The sequence below is a fragment of the Spirosoma luteolum genome, assembly GCF_054778875.1.
Genome location: NZ_BAAGZE010000006.1, coordinates 675,725 through 692,564, shown reverse-complemented (window position 1 = coordinate 692,564; position 16,840 = coordinate 675,725). Strand labels below are relative to the sequence as shown.

General features: G+C 59.3%; 13 protein-coding genes. 9 read left to right on the top strand and 4 right to left on the bottom strand.

Going from position 1 to position 16,840, the window contains the following annotated elements:
- Nucleotides 1-232: 232 nt before the first annotated feature.
- Together ACYVAC_RS13420 and ACYVAC_RS13415 are read right to left on the bottom strand one after the other, a co-directional pair.
- Entirely contained in the window at nucleotides 233-2,011 is a 1,779-nt protein-coding gene (locus ACYVAC_RS13420; RefSeq protein WP_461098200.1) for a DUF885 domain-containing protein, read from the bottom strand.
- A gap of 98 nt (nucleotides 2,012-2,109) precedes the next feature.
- The gene (locus ACYVAC_RS13415) at nucleotides 2,110-4,662 is read right to left on the bottom strand and encodes an FdhF/YdeP family oxidoreductase (protein ID WP_461098199.1); all 2,553 of its coding nucleotides are present in this window, start codon (nucleotides 4,660-4,662) and stop codon (nucleotides 2,110-2,112) included.
- A gap of 933 nt (nucleotides 4,663-5,595) precedes the next feature.
- Here ACYVAC_RS13415 and ACYVAC_RS13410 point away from each other — a divergent pair.
- The 3 genes from ACYVAC_RS13410 (at nucleotide 5,596) to ACYVAC_RS13400 (ending at nucleotide 8,603) form a co-directional block, all read left to right on the top strand.
- Complete coding sequence (locus ACYVAC_RS13410; protein WP_461098198.1) at nucleotides 5,596-5,775, top strand: hypothetical protein; 180 nt, start codon at nucleotides 5,596-5,598, stop codon at nucleotides 5,773-5,775.
- A 143-nt stretch (nucleotides 5,776-5,918) separates the two neighbouring features.
- Nucleotides 5,919-8,159 (top strand): ATP-binding protein, encoded by a 2,241-nt coding sequence (locus ACYVAC_RS13405; RefSeq protein ID WP_461098197.1) that lies wholly within the window; start codon nucleotides 5,919-5,921, stop codon nucleotides 8,157-8,159.
- 3 nt (nucleotides 8,160-8,162) lie between these two features.
- A complete protein-coding gene (locus ACYVAC_RS13400) occupies nucleotides 8,163-8,603 on the top strand; it encodes a response regulator (RefSeq protein WP_461098196.1) in 441 nt (146 codons plus the stop codon).
- Here the strand turns inward: ACYVAC_RS13400 and ACYVAC_RS13395 are convergent.
- The gene (locus ACYVAC_RS13395) at nucleotides 8,588-10,132 is read right to left on the bottom strand and encodes a sensor histidine kinase (protein ID WP_461098195.1); all 1,545 of its coding nucleotides are present in this window, start codon (nucleotides 10,130-10,132) and stop codon (nucleotides 8,588-8,590) included. The genes ACYVAC_RS13400 and ACYVAC_RS13395 overlap by 16 nt on opposite strands.
- A 245-nt stretch (nucleotides 10,133-10,377) precedes the next feature.
- On the opposite strand from ACYVAC_RS13395, the gene ACYVAC_RS13390 reads away from it, so the two are divergent.
- From ACYVAC_RS13390 to ACYVAC_RS13365, 6 genes are all read left to right on the top strand, one after another.
- The gene (locus ACYVAC_RS13390; protein WP_461098194.1) at nucleotides 10,378-11,346 is read left to right on the top strand and encodes a glycosyltransferase family 2 protein; all 969 of its coding nucleotides are present in this window, start codon (nucleotides 10,378-10,380) and stop codon (nucleotides 11,344-11,346) included.
- Complete coding sequence (locus ACYVAC_RS13385) at nucleotides 11,343-12,116, top strand: class I SAM-dependent DNA methyltransferase (protein ID WP_461098193.1); 774 nt, start codon at nucleotides 11,343-11,345, stop codon at nucleotides 12,114-12,116. Before ACYVAC_RS13390 ends, ACYVAC_RS13385 begins: the two co-directional genes overlap by 4 nt.
- A 64-nt stretch (nucleotides 12,117-12,180) precedes the next feature.
- Nucleotides 12,181-12,774, top strand: a complete 594-nt coding sequence (locus ACYVAC_RS13380) for a riboflavin synthase (RefSeq protein WP_461098192.1) — start codon at nucleotides 12,181-12,183, stop codon at nucleotides 12,772-12,774.
- Between the two features lie 78 nt (nucleotides 12,775-12,852).
- The gene (locus tag ACYVAC_RS13375; RefSeq protein WP_461098191.1) at nucleotides 12,853-13,623 is read left to right on the top strand and encodes a PASTA domain-containing protein; all 771 of its coding nucleotides are present in this window, start codon (nucleotides 12,853-12,855) and stop codon (nucleotides 13,621-13,623) included.
- Nucleotides 13,624-13,662: 39 nt separating this feature from the next.
- Complete coding sequence (locus ACYVAC_RS13370) at nucleotides 13,663-15,492, top strand: T9SS type A sorting domain-containing protein (protein ID WP_461098190.1); 1,830 nt, start codon at nucleotides 13,663-13,665, stop codon at nucleotides 15,490-15,492.
- A 91-nt stretch (nucleotides 15,493-15,583) separates the two neighbouring features.
- On the top strand, nucleotides 15,584-15,877 hold the full coding sequence (locus ACYVAC_RS13365; protein WP_461098189.1) for a rhodanese-like domain-containing protein: 294 nt from the start codon (nucleotides 15,584-15,586) through the stop codon (nucleotides 15,875-15,877).
- Nucleotides 15,878-15,909: 32 nt separating this feature from the next.
- Here ACYVAC_RS13365 and miaA read toward each other — a convergent pair whose 3' ends face one another.
- Nucleotides 15,910-16,800 carry a tRNA (adenosine(37)-N6)-dimethylallyltransferase MiaA gene (gene miaA / locus ACYVAC_RS13360; protein ID WP_461098188.1) on the bottom strand — a complete coding sequence of 297 codons (891 nt, stop codon included), beginning with the start codon at nucleotides 16,798-16,800 and terminating at the stop codon, nucleotides 15,910-15,912.
- Nucleotides 16,801-16,840 lie beyond the last annotated feature (40 nt).

The window sequence follows — 16,840 nt, the reverse complement described above, 5'->3', positions numbered from 1 at the left end:
AACCAGCCTGTGGTTCACCGGGTCGGGCGTGGCTTCGACCGGGTTCGGTCATGGGTCTGGGCGTGGCCACTCCGGCAGCGATCCTGCTGCGAGTACAGCGTGGCGCTGGCAGGCCGCTGGTGTTCAGTTTGTTGAGGTTCGGGTGCCGGTAACGCACTGGCCCCGGCCGGTGGTAAAAGCGATTAACTTTGTACCACCGGCCGGGGCCGAAAAAGCAGGCCTTTTTGGCTGCTTACTGCCGGGCTGCCCAGGCATCCATCTTGCGTTCCAGCACATCGAGCGGCATGCAGCCGTCTTTCAGGAATTCGTCGTGAAAAGCAGCCAGTGAAAACTTGCTGCCCAGCTGTTTTTCGTACTTGCTGCGCAGCGCCCTGATTTTCAGCGCACCAATTTTGTAGGACAGGGCCTGACCCGGAATGGCCATATAGCGTTCGATTTCGGCCGTGGCGCCCTGCTCCGAAATGGGTTCGTTGGCCATCATGTAGGCAATGGCCTGCTCGCGGGTCATTTGTTTGCTGTGGATCGCCACATCGACCACCAGCCGAACGGCGCGGTGCATCTCGTCGCCCAGGGCGCCCATGTACTGATAGGGGTCGGTGTAGAGGCCCAGTTCTTTGCCCAGCGATTCGCAGTAGAGGGCCCAGCCTTCGCCGTAGGCACCGTACCACGCAAAGCGCCGGAACTTGGGCAGCCGGGTATTTTCCTGCTGCAGCGACACCTGGTAATGGTGGCCCGGAATGGCTTCGTGCAGAAACAGCGACTCCATGCCCGAGGTGGTATTGAACTGCGTGGCATCGGGGATCGGGACGTAGAAGATACCCGGCCGGCTGCCATCGGCCGACGCCTGGTTGTACTCGGCACTGGCCGACGCTTCACGGAACTTCTCGGTCTGCCGAATCTCGAATTTCGACTTCGGCGTGTTTGTAAACATGGTTTTCAGGTTGGGCTCAATGCGTGCCTGAATGGCGTGGAAAGCCGCCAGCACCTGGGCCGGGGTCTTGTAGGGGTAAAACTTGCGGTCGGTTTTGAGGTAATCGAAAAACTGAGCCAGGGTTCCCTTGAAACCAACCTGTGTTTTTACTTTCTCCATCTCGCCCCGAATCCGGGCCACTTCGCGCTGCCCGACCTGGTAGATCGAATCGGGGCTGTCGCTGGTGGTGGTCCAGGTCCGGACCAGGTACCGATACAGTTCGGGGCCTTTGGGCGTGGCGTCGATGCCCGACGTGGCGCGCGCTTTGGGCAGGTATTCGGTTTTCAGAAACGTACCCAGCTTCCGGTAAGTCGGCACGATCTGTTCGCTGATGGCTTTTCGGTAGGCCGCCGTCAGCCGGTCCTTGTCGGCCTGGCTGAACGATGCGGGCAATTTGCGGATGGGGCCGTAGAACAAACTTTGGGTGGGGTCGGTTACGACCAGATCGGTCATCTGCGGAATCATTTTCAGCACCAGACTTCGGGGCAGCACCCGGCCCGCGGCCATGCCTTTCCGAAAGTCGACGATGGCCGTATCGCCCCAGACCGTAAAGGCCGACACGCGTTTGAGCCAGTCGTCGTAGTCTTTTACGGTTTTAAACGGCTGCGACCCTTCGCCACTGCCCAGCTGGCCAAAGGTGAGGGTCAGCCCGGTAAACTGGTTGAAGGGCATCTGCTCCTGCTGGTAGGTATACTGTTCGAGTTGCAGGGCCAGTTCGCGGGTCAGGATGTCGTAGGAAATCTTGTCGTCGTCAGACAGGGTAGCGCGGTCGAATGGTTTGAGCCGGTCGAGCATGCGGGTGTAGAAGGCCCGGGTCGAGTCGAGGAAAGCAGGCGAGATGTCGTTGGGTAGCTGGTCGTTATAGCGGTTGTCGCCCTGAGAGGTAGCCTCAAGGGGAAACAGCTTCAGGCGCTGTTCGTAGTAGTCGTCGAGCACGGTGGCGAAGGCACTGTTGCCCTCCGTGCGCCCCGAGTCGGATTGGTTGGACTGGCAACCCAGCAGGGTGGCCGACAGGAGCGAAGCCAGAAGAAGTTGTTTCACGGGTATCAAAAAAAACAGATGGTAAGCCCCAAGATAGGGCCTGCCATCTGTTTTTAGTCGCGTGCCCCCGATTTTATCGGCCTTGTCCGGCACCCGGCCTAGGCCATAGCCGTAAGCGGTACGGCCACCGTGCTGTTTTCGGGCAGCTGCTCGGCCACGGCCACCACCGTAATCACCACAAATTTTGAGGTGGGCGTGTTGCTTTTATCGGCAACGCTGGCCAACGGGATCAGGGGGTTTACTTCGGGGTAATAAGCCGCGGTGTTGCCGGCCGGAATGTCATACGGGATGGCCACGAAACGTTCGAGCCGGCGCTCCTGCCCGGCAAAGTGACTGGTGATGTTTACCAGCTGCCGCTCGCGGATGCCCCGGCGCTGCATGTCCCCGGCGTTCATGAAAATGACCCGCCGTTCGCCGTACACTCCCCGGTAGCGGTCGTTGTAGTCGTAGATCGTGGTGTTGAACTGATCGTGACTCCGGATCGACATCATCACCAGCTGATCGGGTTCGAGCGGGTGGGCCTCCAGGCTAGTGGCCGTGAAGTTTGCCTTGCCGTTTTCGGTCGTAAAGTTGCGTTCGCGGGGGCCGTTGGGCAGGTAAAAGCCACCCGGCTTGCGAATTTTCTCGTTAAACTTGTCGAAGCCCGGAATCACCCGCGAAATGGCCTCGCGGATGGTGTCGTAGTTGTCGGTGTAGCCCACCCAGTCGACCGACGAGCGGCTGCCCAGTGTGGCCATGGCGATGCCCGAAATAATGGCTACTTCGCTCAGCATCGACTGGTCGAGGGGTTCCAGCACGCCTTTGTTCTGACTGACAACGCCCATCGAGTTCTCGCACGAAGTAAACTGCGGGCCCGACCGCTGCCGGTCGATGTCGACGTGGGCGAGGCAGGGCAAAATCAGCGACGTGTCGCCCGTAACGAGGTGACCCCGGTTGAGTTTGGTGCTCACAAACACCGTCAGGCGCTGTTTGCGCATGGCGTCGGCTACCAGTTCGGTGTCGGGCGTGGCCGACAGGAAATTACCGCCGAGGCTGAAAAACACCTTGGTTTTGCCTTCGTACATGGCCTTGATGGCTTCTACCGTGTCGAGGCCGTGTTCGCGGGGGGGCTCAAAGCCGTATTCGCTGGACAGCGCATCCAGAAACGCCTTGTGGGGGCGCTCCCAGATACCCATGGTGCGGTCGCCCTGCACGTTGGAGTGACCGCGTACGGGACAGGTGCCGGCCCCGGGCTTACCCATCGCTCCCTTCATCAGCTGCAGGTTCACGATCTCCTGGATGGTCATGACCCCGTTTTTCTGCTGGGTCAGGCCCATGGCCCAGCACGTAATTATTTTTTTTCTGGGGGCGATCAGGTTGGCGGCTTCGAGCAGCTGGTTGCGGCTTAGCCCACTTTGCTGCTCGATATCGTTCCAGCTGGTAGTCCGGATCGTCTCCAGAAAAGCATCGTAGTTGGCCGTATACTGCGCAATGAAATCGTGGTCGATTACCTGGCCGGGGTTCATTTCTTCCGACCGCAACAGGTGTTTCATAATACCCCGCAGCACGGCCATATCGCCGTTGATGCGCACCTGCAGGTGTAGATCGGCAATGGGGGTGCCCGACCCCAGCAGCGTACCTACCGCCCGAAGCGGATTCATGAAATCCTGCGGATTTTTGAAGTGACTCAGGCCAGCTTCATACAGCGGGTTGACGGCAATGATTTTGGCGCCGTTGCGTTTGGCCAGCTGCAGCGCCGACAGCATACGGGGGTGGTTGGTGCCGGGGTTCTGGCCCATGATCAGAATCACTTCGGCTTCGTGGATGTCGTTGAGCGTCACCGAGCCTTTGCCCAGGCCCAGCGTCGGGCTCAGCGCCGAACCGCTGCTCTCGTGGCACATATTGGAGCAGTCGGGGAGGTTGTTGGTGCCAAACTGCCGAACAAACAGCTGGTACAGAAAAGCCGGCTCGTTGGGCACTTTGCCCGAGGTGTAAAACACCGCTTCGTTGGGCGAAGGTAGGGCATTGAGTTCGTCGGCTACCAGCTGAAACGCGTCGGGCCAGCTGATGGGCGTATAGTGCGTGGCGCCCGGCCGTTTTACCAGCGGATGCGTCAGCCGGCCCGTATTGTTCAGATCGCGGTCGGTCAGCTGCGACAGCTCGGCCAGGCTGTGCCGGGCAAAAAAAGCGAGGTCGGCGCGCCGGGTGTCGGCATCGGAGGCCGTGGCTTTGGCGCCGTTCTCGCAGAACTCGGCCACTGATCGGTGATCGTCGGGATCGGGCCAGGCACACGATGAGCAGTCGAAGCCGTCTTTCTGGTTCAGCGTCAGCAGGGCGTGGGTGCCGCGACCTACGCCGGCTTCGCCCCACGAAAACGCCATGGATTTCAGCACGGCCGTGATGCCGGCGGCTACGGTGGCGGGCTTGCCCAGTTTGAGGCCCGTGAAGGCTTCGGGCGGCTGGGCCAGCACCGGGTTCCGGTCTTTGGCGCCCACGTTGTCGGGGGCCGGAAAAATCCGTTTGTCAGCGTCGTGTTTACCCGCGTCTGCTGTGTAATGGTCGGGGGCGGTTTCTGAGCCCTGTCCGGGCCGTTCGCCACTACGGGGCGTATGATCGGCTTGCTGCTCAGCGGGGTTGCCGGGCTTTTGCTCGCTGTTGGGTGATTTTTCCATAATCGATTGCGGGAAGAGAAGGTCGCTGGCAATAGCCGCAGATAACCCCCGATGTCGGGGGGCTGGTCAGCGTCAAGGGCGCAGCTGACTGCGGTACAGGACCGATTGGGGACTGGCCCTCCGCAACCCCTGATGTTCGCGCCCCCTGAAAACGCTGGTGTCAGCTCTGTGAATTGATGCCTAAAGATAGACAAACGAACCGGCCGCACCTACCCGGCCGCGTATCGGTGTGGCGAGCTGTTCCCATGCGTCGGTTCGCGCCGATTTTTCAATAGCAGTAAACCAAATGGTGGGTTTGGTATAATTAGTGGTACCAGGGCTGGAGCCATGGATGGGCAGCCGTTGTCCCTGAAACGGGGAGGATTTCCAGAATCTGGACAGGCGTTGCCGGCTACCCGCGTCGGTTTGCCCGACGGAGAAAGAAAGGCTGCTGAATCGGGATGTAAAAAAATCGGATCGGCCGGGTCAGGAGTGACGGCTACGATCCGATTGTTTATGGTGCTGTCAGATAGGTGATTATGTGTAGAAATGCTTAGTCGAGAAGCAGGTGGAACAGCTGTCTGGTAAAATGAAACAGAGCATAGCAGTTTAACAGAGAAAGCGCAATCAGTGTTGCCCAGGTAATCGTTTTGACATTGATGGTAAGTTTTTGCATCGGCCGGCAGGTTTAAGTACTAATACGGATATACGCTGATGCAAAACCTGTACCAACGAACAGCACGGGTCTTGTATGTAACCAGTTGGGCATTCCGGTGTCGACCGGCCAATAGCAGACACCGGTTGAATCATTGTAAACGAAAAAAAAGTTTGTGTTGCATTAAACCCGTTCCATCAAATACTGTCTTACCTACTCGGCCTCTGGTTGTAGTATTGACTGGGCGAAACGCTTTTTTTATGAAACCGCATTCTTCTTTATTCATCGTTCTGGTCACGTTGGGCGCCCTTCTCGTACTGGCCGTCTATGTGGCCCTGCTGGTCGATTGGATCGATGAATACCGTTCGGGATATTATAGCCAGCATCGGCTCGAGCAGGTGATCGAATCGGTTATCATCCTGGCCTACACGGCGCTGGGTATTCGTTTTGGGTTTCGCCGAATCGATCTGCAGCACTGAACACCCGGTCGTGGCCATATTAAAATTGGCTGCGTGCCCCGGTTGGGCAGTCATTCGACGTATATTGCCCCCCTATACGTTGTAAACGCCAGCGGTCGATCGATTGCCTGGTTGTGTTTTGTTTTCTTGCTTTATAATCCAACGTGGTTAACGCTATTCCCGACATACTGAGCTGCGAACAGGAGCCCATTCATATACTGGGTTATGTTCAGTCGCACGGTTGTCTCGTTGCCGTGCAGCCGGTAACCTACACGATTGTGCACATCAGTGCCAACAGTGCCGAACTCAACGGGCAATCGCCCGCGCAGTTGCTGGGAAAACCAATCGCGGCTTTGCTCGAGGGGACCGATGTGGCGCCGTCGGTGGTTGTCGAGTTGCTCAACGTGGGCGCCCGCAATCACTCGTGGGACACGCTCAATCCGTATCGCATTCAGATCAACGGCCGGGCCTGGAACCTGATCACCCATGAGCACGAGGGGCTGATTCTGCTTGAGTGGGAGCCGGCGGCTTCATCGCTCGAAACCCAGACCATCAACCAGTTGCTGATGACGCAGGCACTGACCGAAGTGCAGTCGAGCCGGAATCTGCCCGAGCTGCTGCAGAACACGGCCGAGCGCATCAAAACGATTATTGGTTTCGACCGGGTAATGGTCTATCGCTTCAGCCCCGACTGGCATGGCGAGGTGGTGGCCGAAGCGCGCCACGACCATCTGGAGCCCTTTCTGGGGCTGCATTACCCCGCGTCGGATATTCCGGCACAGGCCCGTGAGCTGTACCGTAAAAACCTGGTTCGGCTCATTGCCGACGCCGGCAGTACGCCCGCACCCATCCTGACGGTGCCCGGCTGGCCCGCCGGCCAGCCGCTCGACATGACCCACGCGGGCCTGCGGGCTGTATCGCCGATCCATATCGAATACCTGCACAACATGGGTGTGGCGGCTTCGATGAGTTTGTCGCTGCTGTATCGGGGGCAGCTCTGGGGGCTTATTTCCTGTCACAACTACACCCCCCGTTTCGTCGACTATTCGGCCCGGCAAACGGCCCGTTTCGTGAGTCAGCTCCTGTCGGCCGCGCTTGAGTTCCGGCGCGATGAAGAAGACCAGGTACAGCTGAATAAAACCCGCGAAACCAACATGCAGCTGCAGCAGCAGCTCGTTCAGGACAACGACGTAGTGCAGGCCCTCACCCAGCATAGCGTGACGCTGCTCGACCTGGCACAGGCGGGGGGCGCGGTGCTGTGTTTCGGGGGCAAGCTGATTCGGATGGGGCAGACACCCAATGAAGAAGCTGTTCAGGCGCTGATGGGCTGGCTCAAAACCACCGACTCCGAAGCGTTTCTCCAAACCAGTGAACTGTCGGCTGTGTACCCGCCTGCGGCCGATTTTGCGTCGGTTGGGAGCGGGCTGCTGGCGCTGGTGCTGTCGCACGAACTGGGCGAATACATCCTGTGGTTCAAGCCTGAGCACCTGGAGCAGGTAACCTGGGCCGGCAATCCCGAAAAAGCCGTGACGGTAGATGCCAGCGGGCAGGGCCGGCTGAGCCCCCGGCAGAGTTTTGCCGCCTGGGTCGAAACGGTACGCGGCAAGTCGGAGAGCTGGTCGGAAACCGATGTGGCGGCCGTGCTGAAACTGCGGGAAGATGTGCTGCAGATGATCAGCCGGCAGGCCAATGAGGTACGGCTGCTGAACCAGCGGCTGAAAGAAGCCTACGATGAACTCGATGCCTTCAGCTACACGGTGTCGCACGATCTGCGCACCCCGCTTTCGTCGATCCGGTGCTACACCGAAATTCTGCTCGAAGAATACGGACGCGATTTCAACGACGATGGCCGCGAGCTGTTCCAGAAAATAATCGACTCATCGGACCGCATGCGGGCGCTGATTCGACACATCCTGTACTACTCGCGGATGGGCCGTTTGCCGATCAACGGGCAGGAAGTTGATATGGCCCTGACGATCAGCCAGATTCTCGACGATGTAAAGGTCGAGGAGCGCGATCGCAGCCTGTCGATCCAGCTGGGCACGCTGCCGCCGATCTACGGCGATCCGGTGATGGTACGGCAATTGTTTCAGAACCTGCTGACCAATGCGGCCAAGTATACCCGGATGACCACCGATGCCCGAATCCAGATCGACGGCTACGAAACAGAGTCGGAAGTGGTGTATCAGGTCACCGATAATGGCATCGGATTTGATATGAAACAGGCCGACCATATGTTCGAACTGTTTAAACGGCTCGACAATGCCCGGCAGTTTACGGGCTCTGGGGTGGGGCTGGCTATTGTGAAGCGCATCATCGACCGGCACCAGGGCAAAATCTGGTTTCACTCCGAACCGAACAGGAAGACCAGTTTTTGGGTTTCGTTCCCAACAAAGACCGTGTAGCGAATGACTGATGTTCTGTACGTTGAAGATAATCCAGACGAAGCTGACGTGTTTGCCCGGCTGATGCGTCGGCAGGCCCGCCCGATTCGATACGAAATTCTGGATAGTGGCACATCGGCCATTCGATACCTGTATGGCAGCGAACCCGATGAGAAAACCCCGCAGCCGGTGCCGCGCCTGATTCTGATGGATCTGAACCTGAACGGCATGAGCGGTTTCGATATCGTCGAACGCATCCGCACCGACGAACGAACCCGAACGGTGCCCATTGTAGCATTCAGTACCTCCGATAATCCATCCGATATCGACCGGGCTTACCGACTTGGTGTCAACGCTTACCTGGTAAAACCGGGCGGCTACCAGTCGACCCACGAACTGCTCGACCGGACATTTACGTTCTGGCTCGATACCAATAACCTGCCCCAGCCTCAGCTCGGCAGGTAGACCGAGAACGTACTGCCTTCTCCCGGCGTACTGGCCACATCGATGAATCCACCGTGGCTTTCGGCCACACGCAGCGCAACGGCCAGACCAATGCCCGTTCCGGAATAGGAGCGACGCTCATGAAGCCGCTGAAACAAGCGAAATAACTTATTGCGATACCGCTCAACATCCATCCCGATGCCGTTGTCAGTAACGGTTATGCGGTAGTATGGCCGGCCCGGTTTGAGCGCTCCGGGCAACTGATCGGGCGGGGCCAGTTCCGACGCGATCTGGATGCGGGGTATCTGGCCGGGCGGCTGAAATTTCAGCGCATTGGCGAGCAAATTCTGAAACAGCTGCCGCAGCCGCGAGGCATTGCCCTGCACCACCGGTAGCTCGCCGACCGACACGTCGGCCTGCTTATCCTGCAAAAGCATATCCAGATCGGTACAAACATCGGCAACCACCTTTTGCAGGCTGGTTGGTTCGAACGTAGCCTCATCGCTCGACAGGCGGGAATAGTTGAGCAGGTCGCGAATCATCTGCTGCATCCGTTTTGCCGAAAGCTGCAGCCGTTGGGCCATATCGCGCTCGCCTTCCGATAAACTGTCGGCCAGCTGGTTTTGCAGAATATCGCTGAACACCTGAATCTTGCGCAGGGGCTCCTGCAGGTCGTGGCTGGCCACCTGGGCAAACTGAGCCAGATCCTGGTTGGATCGTTCCAGGTTGGCGACGGCCTTTTGCAGCGACTGATTCTGCTCGATCTCGAACAGTTCGCGGGCCTTGCGCTCCGAAATGTCGCGGAGGGTAAGCACGACCGGCCCCCGTTGCATGCGCGAAGCCTGCAGCGTGTACCAGCGCAGGTGGCCAGGCTCGCCCACCGAATAGTCGGTCTGGTAGGGCTGCCCGGTGTCGACAACCTGGGTTAGCGCGTCGAATAGATCGGGCCAGGCGTGGTGGTGTACCGAGTTCTTGAAACGGCTGCCTATCAGTACGTTGTTGCTTTCTGCCCAATACTGGGCGTAGGGCTCGTTGGCAAACCGGTAGCTAAAATCGACGATGGTGCCAGCTTTATCGCTGACAGGCTCCAGTACGCATATCGATTCGTTGACGGTGTCGAGCACATCGACCAGGATGGTGGTGGTGGAGGCCGACGTGGCCTGGCTGTGCTGACGTGCCGTAACATCGGTGCAGCGAACCAGTACCGATTTGTCGATGCGGTTGACCAGCAGATCGAACCAGGTGCTCACCCCATCGACTTCATAGCGCGTATCCGTCAGGTGCAGTGTTTCGCCCGTTTCGAGTACCTGCTTATACAACCGCCAGTAGGGGCGGCTATCCACGTCGGCAATTACCTCATGGAGGAGCTGATTGGTTAGTTGATCGGGCGACTGCCCCAGCATTCTGCCCCCCGCGGGGTTGACGTAGCGAAACCGAAAATCCAGGAAAAGACCATCGGTATCGTAAACAGCTTCGAGCACGATGATACCAACGGGATTATCGGCCAGGATGACATCGAAAAAGGGATGAGCAGCGGATAAACCGGGCATGGGCAAACTGAAAAAGCAAGGCAGCAGGCGACGGACGGGATCTGTCAACCAAGGCAGACATGCCCGGCGCCGTACTTACTTAAACAAAAGTAGCCAGCCGGTATGGGTTTGCCACGTAGATGCTCCGCCTTTTTCGGGCCTCCTGCGGTAAATCGATGGCATAAGTTAGCCTATGGCCTGATACCTTTGCGTCCGGCTGGTTGCGGTTCGGTTGGTAGTCCCGTCGTCAGCCGCCTGGCAACGTCATGGAAGTATCGGTTATTATTCCGGTTTATAACAGTGAGCGAACCATTGGTCCGCTGGTGGAGCACCTGGCTACCTGCCTGGCAGACTTGTCGTACGAGGTAGTGCTGGTCAATGATGGCAGTGCCGACCGATCGGAGCAGGTATGCAACGCACTGGCCGACCGGTATCCGGTGGTGCGGGCCATCAGTCTGCGCCGGAACTTCGGTGAGTTCAATGCCGTACTGTGCGGCCTGACCCACGCCCGGGGCCACTACGCCGTGCTGATCGACGATGATTTTCAAAATCCGCCCGAGGCTATTCTGACCTTGCTCAATGAGGCCCGCCGGGGGGGCTACGATGTGGTTTACAGCCGCTACGCCCGAAAACAGCACCACTGGTTTCGGAATGTGGGCAGCAGCCTCGTCAATCGCCTGACCACCCTGTCGCTGGGTAAGCCGTCGGGCCTGTATCTGTCGAGCTTCAAGCTTATCGGGCGTGGCGTGATCGACGAAATCGTTCGGTATCCGGGGCCTTATCCCTACATCGACGGGCTGATTTTTCGGGTCACGCGCAACGTCGGCAGTGTAGAGGTGCCGCATCAGCCCCGTGCCGATGGGCAGTCGGGTTATACCACGCGTAAACTGATCAGTCTGTTTGTCAACGTGTTTGTTGGGTATTCGCTGTGGCCCATCCGGTTTTTCACGATGCTGGGCGTGGCGCTTACGGGGCTCAGCCTGCTGGCGGGCTTAGCCCTGGCGCTGGGCTACGTGGGGGGGGCATGGACCGTACCCGGCTGGGGCATTGTGGTCTTGTGTATGGCACTGGGTCTGGGGCTTCAGTTCGCGTTTCTGGGCGTGCTGGGCGAATACCTGGGCAAGCTGTTTATGAGTCAGAGCGGGCTGCCCGCTTTTGTCGTCAAGTCCGATAAAGCTGCGTGGCTGACACCGGCGCTGCTGCTTTCGACCGCATTTAGTTTCTGCCTGTCATGATTGGTCATACCGACGAATACGTAAAGATGTACGCCGTTGAGCGGGAGCTCTGGTGGTATCGACACCTGCACGAGCGGGTGGGGGCGGCCCTGCGGCAGCGGTTCGGCGCCCGGCGCGATATCCGGATTCTGGATGCCGGCTGCGGCACCGGCGGACTGCTCGACTACCTGCGGGCGCAGGGCTACGACCGGCTGACGGGCATCGACGGCTCGGCCGATGCGGTGGCCTTCTGCCACGAGCGCGGGCTCGATGTGTCGCTGCTCAACCTCAACGATCTGGCCGACTGGCCAGCCCAGCTCCCCTTCGACGCCATTGTCTGCAACGACGTGTTCTGCTACTTCGACGATGCCGGCCTGACCCGGCTGTTGGCCAACTTCGGAGCAAGGCTGGCGGCCGATGGCCTGCTGATCAGCAACAACAACGCCTTTGGGGTATTCAAAGGTCAGCACGATCTGGCCGTGGGGAGTAGCCGGCGGTTCGTGCGGGCCGATCTGGCGCGGCTGTTACCACTGGCCGGACTGGCACTCCAAACCTCGACCTACTGGAGCCTGCTGCTGTCGCCCCTGATTCTGGCCATGCGGCAGTGGCAGCAGCTGGAACTGCGGCTCGGCAAGCGCGCACCCGAAACGGCCCGGTCGGATGTGTACCTGCCGGCCCCCTGGGTCAACCAGACACTCTACCGGCTGGTGACGTTCGAAAACCGGTGGCTGCCCCGAACCCCCTTCGGCAGTTCCTTGTTCATAACCGGCAGACCCATCCCGCGGCCCTGAGCGCCCGCCGTTCTGCCCATCAACCAACTACAGGGTTCTGCGGAATCCCTTCACGACGAGTATTATGTTTACGGGTATTGTTGAAACTACAGGTACGGTAGCGGCCATCGAGGCCGAAGGGACCAACCTGACGTTCCGGATCGAGTCGACGATGAGTCCGGAGCTGACCATCGATCAGAGTGTGAGCCACAACGGCGTTTGTCTGACGGTAACGAGTGTGGCCGATGGCAGCTATACGGTTACGGCAGTCGACGAAACCCTCAAAAAAACCAATCTGGGTTTGCTGGCACCGGGCTCGGTGGTGAACCTGGAACGCTGCATGCCCGCCAATGGCCGTTTTGATGGGCATATCGTGCAGGGGCACGTCGACCAGACCGGAGTCTGTACCCATGTGGAGGACCTGAACGGCAGCTGGCTGTTCGATTTTCAGTATGACCCCGCCGTAGCCGACAACGTAACGGTAGAGAAAGGATCAATCTGTATCAACGGGGTGAGCCTGACGGTATTCAACTCGCAGCCCGACCGTTTTCGGGTTACGATTATCCCGTATACCTACGAACACACGGGTTTCAGGGTCCTGAAACCAGGCGATACGGTCAACCTCGAATTCGATATTGTGGGCAAATACATCAAAAAAATGCTGGCCGGGTATCGCTGAACCCCCGGTATTCTCGTTAGTTTTGAGCACAGGGGGGCGCTGGCCGCGTCTCCACCCGTTTCTTTATGACCAACCTGAATGGCTAAAATCAGTACCCGTTCACTGCCCGATCTGCTGGTACAGGTCGGTATTATACTGGCCCTGATCGCGGCCCTTTTCCTGGGATTCTTTTTCCTGTACCTGCCTTACACGACCAACCACGGGCAGACCATTACGGTACCCGACGTGTCGAAGCTGAGCCTCGACGAGATGCACAACATCCTCGAAGACCGCAACCTGCGCTATGAGGTAACCGACTGTACGTTTGTGGCCGGGGCGCAGCCGCTGACCGTGATCGAGCAGTACCCCCATGCCAACGCCAAGGTAAAGGAGGGGCGCAAGATTTACCTCAAGGTAACCAAGCGGGTAGCACCCATGGTGGCCATGCCCGAGCTGGTCAACATGATCGACCGGAGCGCCGTGCGCATGCTGGAGTCGATGGGGTTGCAGGAGGGCGACAAGACCTACGTGCCCGACGTGGCCAAAAATTCGGTGCTTCGGCAGCTGCTGAATGGCAAAGAAATTGCCGCCGGAACCATGGTCCCCAAAGGCTCGCGCATCGACCTGGAGATTGGCGACGGGCTGGGTAATACGATGTTCGATATTCCGAACGTTGTAGGCCTACAGCTCGACGAGGCCCAGGCTGCTATCCGGGGGTCAAACCTGAAAGTAGGCACCAAAATATCGGTCGATGATCCGGAAAAGGAAGTCGGCACGGTGGTGCGCCAGCGGCCCGAAGCACGGCCCGGCGAACGCATTCGGGTGGGCGAAACCATGGATTTGTGGGTAGTTGGCCCCATCGAGAACTAGTATTTCCGGCGCCCGTGCCGTCATGTCTACGCCTGTTCAATGAACGCTTTGAGTCTGGTTGGCCCGTGGGGCTGCGTCTTTCGCTGGTTGATGCTGAGTCTGCTGGTTGGTCTGCCGACCATCGACAGCCGGGCGCAGACACCCCTTCGCCTGCCGTTTTTCGATGACTTTTCAACGACCACGAGCCGCCCCGGTATCGACCGGCCCAGTGCCGCCCGCTGGCAGCCCGGCAGCGGGGTATACCTGAACAATACGCTGGCCATCAACCAGCCGTCGGCCGGCGTAGCGTCGTTCGACGGGCTGGCCGCCAATGGCCGCCCCTACGTGCTGAACAACCAGCTGGCCCAAGGCTATACCGATACGCTGGCCTCGCTGCCCATCGACCTGAGCGGGCTGGCCCTGTCCGACTCCATCTACCTCAGTTTTTACTGGCAAAGCCGGGGCCTCGGCGAAGCACCCGACCTGGGCGACTCGCTCACGGTACAGTTTCTCGACCGAACCGGTACGTGGCGAAGCGTGTGGCGGGTCGAAGGTGGATCGCCCAGCAATAATTTCACGATGGCCTACGTAAAGGTCGACCAGACCGCGTTTCTGCACGCCGGATTCGCCTTTCGGTTCCGGTCGTACGGGCGGCTGTCGGGCCCATTCGACACCTGGAGTGTCGATTACGTGTACCTGAACAAGAGTCGACGGAATACCGATCGGTTTGTGCGCGACGTAACGATGCGGCAGCCGCTGAGTTCATTTTTCAAGCGCTACACGGCCATGCCGCTGCCGCAGTACCTGGCCAATCCGGCCGGTGAAACAGCCGACTCGGTTACCTCGGATATCAACAACCTCAACAACAATTTCAACTTTACCACTTTTGGGTTTCGCGTGCGCGACGAGGTGTCGGGGCGACTGTTGCAGAACGATCCCCAGACGGGGGCGGTGCTGATTCCGGCACTCAGTTCACAACGCAAAAGCGCCCGGCCGTTGCCCGTCAGCAGCGTGGGTACGTCGACCTCGCTATCGCTCCGTTACACATTCGACCTGCTCACGACCGACGATCAGAACCCGTCGATCCCGGGCGTAAACCTGCGGCAGAACGATACGCTGTCGGGGCAGGCCACGCTGGCCGATTATTACGCCTACGACGATGGCACCTGGGAGTATGCCGCGCAGGTGGGGCCGCGTGAACGCTGGGCCGTGCAGTTTATTCTGAACAAGGCCGATGTGGTATCGGGCGTGCGGGCCTGCATCGTACCGCTTCGGACCAACCAGGCGGGGCAGCCGTTTTCAATTATCATCTACGGCAACAGCAATGGCCGGCCCGGTACGGCCCTCTACCAGCAGACGTTCAGCACGCGCTACCCCGATACCCGCAATGGCTTCGTCGATTTCACGTTCAGCAAGGGCGTGGCCGTGACCGACACCTTTTACGTTGGCTATCAGCAGATCAGCAGCGCCGACACCACCATTTTCAGGCTGGGCTTCGATAAGAACAGCCCGTTTGGCCGGCAACTGTTCTACAACGGAGGAGCAACCTGGGAGCGTAATCTCAGTTCGCCGGCGCTGGCGCTGTCGGGCGCGTTTCTGATCCGGCCGGTCATGGGCGGGCAAACCGACAGCAAGCCTACCGCAGCCGAGCCCGAGCAACGCCAGGAACTCGACGCTTACCCGAACCCCACGAACGGCCCGATCCGGTGGGATAACCCCCGCATCCGGCAAATCGACGTGCTTACGCTGAGCGGTCAGTTGCGCCACCGCATCGAGCCCACGCGCGGGCAGCAGTCGGCCGATCTGGGCGACCTGCCCGATGGGCTCTACCTGCTGCGGCTGTCCGACGGCCAGCAAACCGTAACCCGCAAACTTATTATGCAGCATTGAGCCCGGCGGTTAGCAAGTTTGCCCGGTTCGGCACCTTGCGCCCGGTTGGGATGTTTACCCCGTACGTATCTTTTTTTAACGCAGAATAACCATGGACATTACCGTACAGGAGCTGAAAGAACGGCTCGAGAAAGGCGAAACCCTCAACCTGATCGACGTTCGTGAGCCCCACGAATACGAAGCCGACAACATCGGGGCGCGGCTCATTCCGCTCGGCGATCTGCCCTACGAACTCGACCAGCTCGATGGCCTGCAGGATGAAGAAGTGATTGTTCACTGCCGCTCGGGTGCCCGCAGCAAGACAGCCCAGCAGATTCTTGAGCAAAACGGATTCAACAACGTCCGCAACGTGACGGGCGGCATGCTGGCCTACCGGGCGCAGTAACGCCATGGCGCTGATTGGGCCAGCTGGCCCGATCAGCGCCCCAGCAGCGTCAGAATGGCCCTATCGTCGGTTGGCGAAAACCACTGGTAACTGGCCTGGTTATGAAACCAGGTGAGTTGCCGTTTGGCGTAGCGCCGGGAGTTGCGTTTGAGCAGGCGTACCATCTCGTCGTACCCATAGGTGCCGTCGAGGTAAGGAAACACTTCCTGATAGCCAACGGTCTGCAGGGCCGGCAGATCGCGGTAGGCGGTCAGCCCCCGCACTTCATCGATCAGGCCGGCGTCGAGCATGGCATCCATCCGGCTATCGATCCGGTCGTACAGTTCCGCGCGCGGGCGGTCGAGGGCAACCAGAATCGTCTGGAAGGGGCGCTCGGCGGGCTGCTGCTGCCGGAACGACGAGTAGGGCAGACCCGTGGTCAGGCATACCTCCAGCGCCCGCGTTACGCGCACCGGATTTTGCAGATCGGCCATGCCGGCGTAAACCGGGTCGAGCTGGCGGAGCAGTGCCTGGAGCGGAGCCAGCCCTTCGGTCTGCCAGCGCAACCGCAGCTGCTCGCGCAGGGCCGCATCGACGGGGGGCATGTCGTCGAGACCGAAGCAGACAGCATGGATGTAAAGACCGGTACCGCCCGACAGAATGACGACGTCTTTCTGGGTAAACAGCTCCGTCAGCACCCCCAGGCAGGCGCGCTCGTAGCGGCCGGCCGTAACCACGTCGGTAATGGCGTGAGAATCCACGAAGTGATGCCGTACCCCTTCCATTTCGGCTGGGCTAGGCTTGGCCGTTCCAATGGTGAGTTCACGGTACAACTGCCGGGAGTCGGCCGAAACAACGTCGGTTTGCAGGTGGTGGGCCAGTCGCACGCAAAGGGCCGTTTTCCCGACGGCCGTGGGACCGGCAATGACGAGTAAAGTCTTCAAATGAACGGATACGTATAAAGGGGAACGGTCACAAAGATAC

Bases quoted from the DNA above. Each gene is read 5' to 3' on its own strand.
- ACYVAC_RS13375 (WP_461098191.1), top strand. From the start codon at position 12,853: ATGGCTAAAATCAGTACCCGTTCACTGCCCGATCTGCTGGTACAGGTC.
- ACYVAC_RS13370 (WP_461098190.1), top strand. From the start codon at position 13,663: ATGAACGCTTTGAGTCTGGTTGGCCCGTGGGGCTGCGTCTTTCGCTGG.
- ACYVAC_RS13415 (WP_461098199.1), bottom strand. From the start codon at position 4,662: ATGGAAAAATCACCCAACAGCGAGCAAAAGCCCGGCAACCCCGCTGAG.
- ACYVAC_RS13390 (WP_461098194.1), top strand. From the start codon at position 10,378: ATGGAAGTATCGGTTATTATTCCGGTTTATAACAGTGAGCGAACCATT.
- ACYVAC_RS13365 (WP_461098189.1), top strand. From the start codon at position 15,584: ATGGACATTACCGTACAGGAGCTGAAAGAACGGCTCGAGAAAGGCGAA.
- ACYVAC_RS13395 (WP_461098195.1), bottom strand. From the start codon at position 10,132: ATGCCCGGTTTATCCGCTGCTCATCCCTTTTTCGATGTCATCCTGGCC.
- ACYVAC_RS13385 (WP_461098193.1), top strand. From the start codon at position 11,343: ATGATTGGTCATACCGACGAATACGTAAAGATGTACGCCGTTGAGCGG.
- ACYVAC_RS13380 (WP_461098192.1), top strand. From the start codon at position 12,181: ATGTTTACGGGTATTGTTGAAACTACAGGTACGGTAGCGGCCATCGAG.
- ACYVAC_RS13400 (WP_461098196.1), top strand. From the start codon at position 8,163: ATGACTGATGTTCTGTACGTTGAAGATAATCCAGACGAAGCTGACGTG.